The sequence below is a fragment of the Pedobacter sp. genome (assembly GCF_045628745.1).
Taxonomy (GTDB): domain Bacteria; phylum Bacteroidota; class Bacteroidia; order Sphingobacteriales; family Sphingobacteriaceae; genus Pedobacter.
Window position 1 is genome coordinate 1 of sequence record NZ_JAZQPU010000391.1, and the last position, 2711, is coordinate 2711.

At 36.8% G+C, this 2711-nt stretch carries 4 protein-coding genes and 4 tRNA genes; all 8 read right to left on the reverse strand.

Going from position 1 to position 2711, the window contains the following annotated elements:
* Window positions 1-177: GTP-binding protein (locus ACR2F7_RS14340; RefSeq protein ID WP_432714237.1), on the reverse strand; the 177-nt coding region annotated here is incomplete at its 3' end.
* 121 nt (window positions 178-298) lie between these two features.
* Window positions 299-370 (reverse strand) — tRNA-Thr (locus ACR2F7_RS14345).
* 51 nt (window positions 371-421) lie between these two features.
* Window positions 422-494, reverse strand: a tRNA-Gly gene (locus ACR2F7_RS14350).
* Window positions 495-501: 7 nt separating this feature from the next.
* Window positions 502-587, reverse strand: a tRNA-Tyr gene (locus ACR2F7_RS14355).
* Between the two features lie 41 nt (window positions 588-628).
* A tRNA-Thr gene (locus ACR2F7_RS14360) sits at window positions 629-701 on the reverse strand.
* A 172-nt stretch (window positions 702-873) separates the two neighbouring features.
* Window positions 874-1221 carry a ribosome hibernation-promoting factor, HPF/YfiA family gene (gene hpf / locus ACR2F7_RS14365; RefSeq protein WP_432714234.1) on the reverse strand — a complete coding sequence of 116 codons (348 nt, stop codon included), beginning with the start codon at window positions 1219-1221 and terminating at the stop codon, window positions 874-876.
* Window positions 1222-1235: 14 nt separating this feature from the next.
* On the reverse strand, window positions 1236-2120 hold the full coding sequence (locus tag ACR2F7_RS14370) for a tyrosine-type recombinase/integrase (RefSeq protein ID WP_432714235.1): 885 nt from the start codon (window positions 2118-2120) through the stop codon (window positions 1236-1238).
* 135 nt (window positions 2121-2255) lie between these two features.
* Entirely contained in the window at window positions 2256-2450 is a 195-nt protein-coding gene (gene rpsU, locus ACR2F7_RS14375; protein ID WP_432714236.1) for a 30S ribosomal protein S21, read from the reverse strand.
* Between the last annotated feature and the right edge of the window lie 261 nt (window positions 2451-2711).

Sequence of the window (2711 nt, forward strand, 5' to 3'; positions counted from 1 at the left end):
TCTTTCTTTTTCCTCAGGAGCTGAGTCAATCGAATCAAATGAACGCGCCTCAGATAAACCTGCATCAGATAACACTTTAGTGATAGCTGCTGTTAAGGTTGTTTTACCGTGGTCAACGTGACCGATTGTGCCGATGTTTAAATGCGGCTTGCTGCGGTCAAACTTTTCTTTTGCCATGTTTTTATACTTATTAGTAGGTTAACTTTTATTTTTATTTGTTGTTTTGATATTATTCAATACAAAAAACCTTGCGCCCTCTGTTCTTATTACAGACTTTACAAAGTTCCTTTCCTTTATGAGCCAAAGATGGGACTTGAACCCACGACCTCTTCCTTACCAAGGAAGTGCTCTACCGCTGAGCTACTTCGGCTAATCTCAGCTTGCAATCCCTTTTAGCCGACTGCCCACCTTTAATATGAAGAGCGAAAGACGAGGTTCGAACTCGCGACCTATAGCTTGGAAGGCTATCGCTCTACCAACTGAGCTACTTTCGCTTCTTTATGGTGGGGGGAGAAGGATTCGAACCTTCGAAGTCTCGCGACAACAGAGTTACAGTCTGTCCCATTTGGCCACTCTGGTATCCCCCCATTCTTTAAACTGCCAACATCTTTCAATGTCGAGTAAAAAGAGCCTCCTATCGGGATCGAACCAATGACCTACTGATTACAAGTCAGTTGCTCTACCAGCTGAGCTAAGGAGGCTTATTAAATTAAACTTTCATAGAACCTTTTCCCTTTTCTTAAAAGCTTAACGCCTCTTCCGATTGGGAATGCAAATCTACAAGAATTTATTACCTATCCAAAATTATTTTAAAAAAAAATTGACGGTTTTAAGGCCGTCAATCTTTATTCTAATATATGTTGAAATAGATGCCTAATAATCAGACACTTCATTCGAACTTAAAATTTCTTTATGTTCACTTAATTTGGTTCTTGTTTTATCTTTATGTTTAGTAATCTGTTTTCTCAGGGATTCAATGGACAAATCTGTCGCCTCTTCAAAGGTTTTACATTGCTCTTTTGCGAACATGGTCATGCCTGGTACATTTAATTTTATCTCACTAATCTTGTTAGCCTCATCATCTACATTTTCCAGTTTTAAATAAACTTCTCCACTTATAATCTGATCGAAAAACTGATCCAGCTTATCAACTTTACGCTGGATAAACTCTAATAACTTTTTGTCTGCATTGAAATGGATCGATTGAACTGTAATCTTCATGTTGTCCTCCTTTTTTATGCCTTTGGATGGGCTTGTTTATAAATTGTTTTTAATCTCTCTATTGAATTATGCGTATAAACCTCGGTGGAGGCCAAACTGGCATGCCCCAGCAACTCTTTAATTGCATTAAGGTCTGCACCCCTGTTTAATAAACTTGTTGCGTAAGAATGCCTTAAAACATGCGGACTCTTCTTGTCTTGCGTAGAAACATACGTCAAATAACTTTTCACTGTACTATAGATAAAAGGCCGGCTTGCTGCTTTACCTTTATCTGTAACGATTAACGCTTCCGTTTTGTTGTCGAATATTTGTAATGTTTTCAAATCTATAAAATCTTTTAACAAAACGATTAAAGGTTTAGGTAAAGGTATAATTCTTTGCTTATCACCTTTACCTCGTACTTTTACGCTGCCCTGGTAGAAATCTACGTCACTATCTTTGAGTGCAATCAATTCAGCAAGGCGCATACCCGTACCAAATAGCACTTCCAGAATTAACTTATCCCGCACAGAAGAAAAGGTAGGGTTAAAATACACTTCAGAATCCAGCAGCTGATCCAGCTTTTTATCATCAATAAATACAGGTAAGGGTTTTGCCGCTTTAGGGCTACGGATTTGTGCCATGGGGCTGGAAGTAACCATGGCCAGCCGAAGGTTATGTTTGTAAAAACTGCGCAAAGCAGACATTTTTCGGCTTACTGAATTTGCGCCGGTACCATTATCCATTAAATGAACGATATAATCACGCACCTGCACGTATTGTGCTTCTAATATATTTAGCTCAAAAGTAGTCAACAAATAATCACGGAACTGGCACAAATCATTTTTATAAGAAAGGATAGTGTGTGGGGAGTAACGCTTCTCATTCGCTAAATAAGATAAAAATATTTCAATAGCCATAGACGCTGCTTATAGAAAACTCAATAAGTGAATATACGTAATTTGTAAGTATAATCCGCAAATAACAAAAAATATAAAAACAAAAAAAGCGCTACCGAATAAACGATAGCGCTTTCTATGATGGAAAAGAGGGAGTTAAACTGCTCCTTCTAATTGCATGTTCTGTTTGTAAATAGCGTGTTTCACTAATGTACGACGAGTAACAGATTTTTTCTCGTATGCTTGTCGGCTACGAAGTTCTCTTAAAACTCCTGTTTTTTCGAATTTCTTCTTGAAACGCTTAAGCGCTTTATCAAGTGATTCGCCGTCTTTAATATTAATTATAATCATAACGTTAAAATACCTCCTCTCGTTGTTTTTAGGACTGCAAAGGTAACACTTATTATTTATTATTCAATGAGAACATCCTAAAAATTAAAGGAAATAAAAAAGACCAGAAAACAGATAAGGCTTTCCGGTCTTGAAATAAATATATTTGGTTAGAATATGCGGTTTAAATATTATTCCAAGTTATGTATTTAATACTTCTCTTGCAATAACAATCTTTTGTATTTCAGAAGTTCCTTCTCCGATGGTACATAATTTACTGTC

Bases quoted from the DNA above. Each gene is read 5' to 3' on its own strand.
- hpf (WP_432714234.1), bottom strand. From the start codon at position 1,221: ATGAAGATTACAGTTCAATCGATCCATTTCAATGCAGACAAAAAGTTA.
- ACR2F7_RS14370 (WP_432714235.1), bottom strand. From the start codon at position 2,120: ATGGCTATTGAAATATTTTTATCTTATTTAGCGAATGAGAAGCGTTAC.
- rpsU (WP_432714236.1), bottom strand. From the start codon at position 2,450: ATGATTATAATTAATATTAAAGACGGCGAATCACTTGATAAAGCGCTT.